The following is a 3,981-nucleotide window of genomic DNA, read 5'->3' as shown; positions in this document are numbered from 1 at the left end:
CTCCACCCCACGCACCACATCCACCAACGACCACTCGACAAACTCCCCCAACGCCACCCCACACTCCGCGAACCGAGCCGCGAACACCGGCGAGGTGTCAAGGAGTTCGACCGCCATCCCCACCCACTGCGCACCCTGACCCGGGAACACGAAGACGGGGTCCACCGTGTCGCCGATTCGCTGAGCGGTGCCGCGCGTGAGGGTGGTGCCGGAGGTCCCGGTGGCCAGATCGCGCAGTACGGCGACGAGGCTGTCGCGGTCGGCGCCGACGACGACGGCGCGTTCCTCCAGTGCGGCGCGGCCGGTCAGGAGGGAGTGCGCGATGTCGACGGGATCGCCGGTCGAGTTCTCCACCTGGTTCAGCAGTCGCTCGGCCTGGGCGCGCAGTGCCTTGTCCGAGCGGGCGGACACCAGCCACGGCACCACGGTGCCGGGCCGGTCCTCGGCGAGTGATGCCGGCTCCTGCGAGGGGAGCGGCTCGGGCTCTTCGAGGATGATGTGGGCGTTCGTACCGCTGACGCCGAAGGAGGAGACGCCGGCCCGGCGGGGTCGGTCGTGCCGTTCCCACGGGCGGGTCTGCGCGAGGACCTCGACCTGTCCCGTCGACCAGTCGACGATCGGGGAGAGCTCTTCGGCGTGCAGGGATTTCGGCAGGGTGGCGTGCCGCATGGCCTGCACCATCTTGATGATCCCGGCCATGCCCGAAGCGGCCTGCGCATGTCCGATGTTGGACTTCACCGACCCGAGCCACAACGGCCGGTCGCCGTCCCGCTCCTGCCCATACGTGGCGAGCAGCGCCTGTGCCTCGATCGGGTCACCCAGCTTCGTACCCGTACCGTGCGCCTCCACCACGTCCACATCAGCCACCGACAGACCCGCATCGGCCAACGCCGCACGAATCACACGCTGCTGCGAAAGACCGTTGGGGGCCGTCAGACCGTTCGACGCACCGTCCTGGTTGATCGCCGAACCCCGCACCACCGCCAGCACCTCATGCCCCCGCGCCACGGCGTCCGACAACCGCTCCAGCAGCAGCACACCCACGCCCTCGGCCATGCCCATGCCGTCGGCCCCGGCCCCGAACGCCTTGCAGCGGCCGTCGACGGCCAGACCACGCTGCCGGCTGAAGCCGACCAGGCCGATGGGCTCGCCCATGACGGCGGCGCCGCCGGTCAGCGCGAGGGAGCATTCACCCGACCGGAGGGAGCGCATGGCCAGGTGCATGGCGACGAGCGCGGAGGAGCAGCCGGTGTCCATCGTCACGGCCGGGCCTTCGAGGCCGAGCGTGTACGAGATGCGGCCGGAGGCGATGCTGGTGACGGTGCCGGTGATGAGGTGGCCTTCGAGGCCCTCCGGCACCTCGCCGCTCGCTCCGTAGCCCTGGTGGGACACACCGAGGAAGACGCCGGTGTCGCTGCCGCGCAGGCTGTCGGGGGCGATGCCGGCCCGCTCCAGGGTCTCCCAGGTGGTCTCCAGGAGCAGCCGCTGCTGCGGGTCCATCGCGGTCGCCTCACGCGGCGAGATCCCGAAGAACCCCGCGTCGAACTCGGCCGCGTCGTGCAGGAATCCGCCCTCGCGGACGTAGATGGTGCCGGCGCGGTCCGGGTCGGGGTCGTACAGGGTGTCCATGTCCCAGCCGCGATCGACGGGCAGGGACGAGATGGCGTCGGTCTCGTCCAGGACGAGTCGCCAGAAGTCCTCAGGGGAGTGCACTCCGCCAGGGAAGCGGCAGCCCATGGAGACGATCGCGATCGGTTCGTCCTCGTGGGCCGGGCGGGCCGGCGCGACGGTCGGGAGCGTGGCGGACGTCTCCTCTGTGGTGTCGTCGACGAGGTGTCCGCGCAGGTGGCGTACCAGATCGCGGACGTTGGGGTGGTCGAAGACGATGGTGGCCGGCAGCGCGAGGCCGGTCGCCTCGTTGAGGCGGTTGCGCAGTTCGACCGCGGTGAGGGAGTCGAAGCCGAGTTCCCGGAACGCGCGCGTGGCGGCGACCTCGCTGCCGTCGGCGTATCCGAGTACGGCGGCGACCTGGGTGCGGACCACGTCGGTCAGGGTCCGCTCGCGTTCGGGGGCGCTCAGACCGGCGAGTTCCGCGCGCAGTCCGCCGCGCCGTTCGACGGCCCGGTCGAGAACGGCTTCGTCGGCCTGCATCGCGGCCGCCACCTCGGGGACCTCGTGCAGCAGCGGCCGGGGGTGGGCGGCGGTGAAGACGGGGACGAAGCGCTCCCAGTCGATGTCGGCGACGGCGAGGAACGTCTCGTCGTGGTCGAGTGCCTGCTCTAGTCCCGCGACCGCCAGTTCGGCGTCCATGAACGGGATGCCGCGCCAGCGCAGTTGCTCCCGGACGACGTTGACGGCCATGCCTCCGCCCTCCGGGCTCCAGATGCCCCAGGCGAGGGACATGCCGGTCAGCCCGCGGGCCCTGCGGTGGTCGGCGAGGGCGTCGACGTACGCGTTCGAGGCGGAGTAGGCGCCGTGGTCGCCACTGCCCCAGGTGCCGGCGACGGACGAGTACAGGACGAAGGCGTCCAGCCGGTCGTGGTCGAAGAGGGCGTCGAGGTTGGCGGCGCCGAGCAGCTTGGCGCGGGCGCCCTCGGCGAAGAAGTCGAGGTCGGTGTCGGCGAGGGGGGCGAGCATGCCGACGCCCGCGGTGTGCACGACGGTGCGGATCGCGGGGCCGTCGGACTCGACCTGCTCCACGAGGTGGCGCAGCGCGTCCCGGTCGGCGACGTCGCAGGCGGCGATGGTCACCCGGCAGCCCAGCTCGGTCAGCTCCTGCCGCAGTTCCTCCGCACCGGGCGCCTCGGCACCGTGGCGGCTGGTGAGCACCAGATGCTCGGCGCCCTTACGGGCGAGCAGTCGGGCGGTGTGGGCGCCGAGACCGCCGGTGCCCCCGGTGATCAGCGCGGCGCCGCTGGTGCTCCAGGGGCGTGCCGCGCCACGGCCCGCCAGGGGTGTGCGGACCAGCCGCCGGACGTGGGCGTTCCGTCCCCGCAGGGCGACCTGGTCCTCGTCACCCCCTTCGGCGAGGACGGCGATGAGACCTCGTACGGCGTCGGGGTCGGCTGCGGAGGGGAGGTCGACGAGTCCGCCCCAGCGGCGCGGCTGCTCCAGGGCGACGACACGGCCGAGTCCCCAAAGAGCGCCCTGCATGGGGTGGTTCACCGGGTCGTCGGCGCCCGTGGTGACGGCTCCACCGGTCAGGAACCACATCTTCGCCTCGACACCGGCGTCCAGCAGGCCCTGGACCAGCAGCAGCGAGGAGAGCATGCCCACCGTCGCGCCGGCGTGGTCCGGGGCCGGACGCTCGTCGAGGGCCAGCAGGGACACGATGCCCCGCACGGAGTCGGGACCGATGTCCGCCACGGCGTCGCCCAGCCGTGCGGCGATCCGTCCGCGGTCCAGTTCGTCCTCCGCCATCACGAAGGTGACGGGGGTCGCGCCCGCGTCGCTCAGGCCGTTGGCGACGGCTCCGGCGAGTGGCGACAGCGCGTGCTCCTCGGGTACGACGAGCAGCCAGGTGCCGTCGAGCGCACCGCTTTCCGGGAGTTGGTACGGCCGCCACACGACGCGGTAGCGCCAACTGTCCAGCCGGGCACGGCCCTGCCGCCCGCGATGCCAGGCGGACAGAGCGGGAAGGACGTCATCGAGGCCCTCGGTGCCGTCGAGCCCGAGGGCGCGGGCGAGTTCATCTGCATCGCCCTCCTCGACGGTCCGCCAGAACAGTTCCTGGGCCGGGTCGGCGGCGGCCTGCGCCTTGGGCAGGTCGAGCCAGTAGTGGCTGCGCTGGAAGGCGTACGTCGGCAGCTCCACCCGGCGCGGGGACAGCCCCTCGAACACCGGCGCCCAGTCCACGACGACACCACGCGTCCACGCCTCACCCAGGGAGAGGTAGAACCGCTCCAGACCCCCCTCACCACGACGCAGAGACCCCACGACCACGGCATCCGAACCGGCCGCCTCGACCGTCTCGGCGACCGG

At 72.3% G+C, this 3,981-nt stretch carries 1 protein-coding gene; it reads right to left on the bottom strand.

The genetic code is table 11. The features are described 5' to 3' along the window. A partial coding sequence (locus ACZ4MF_RS48700) for an SDR family NAD(P)-dependent oxidoreductase (protein WP_467500858.1) occupies nucleotides 1–3,981 on the bottom strand: 3,981 nt, incomplete at both ends.

The sequence above is a fragment of the Streptomyces sp. NPDC025793 genome, from assembly GCF_055558375.1.
This window is presented reverse-complemented; position numbering and strand designations above follow the sequence as displayed.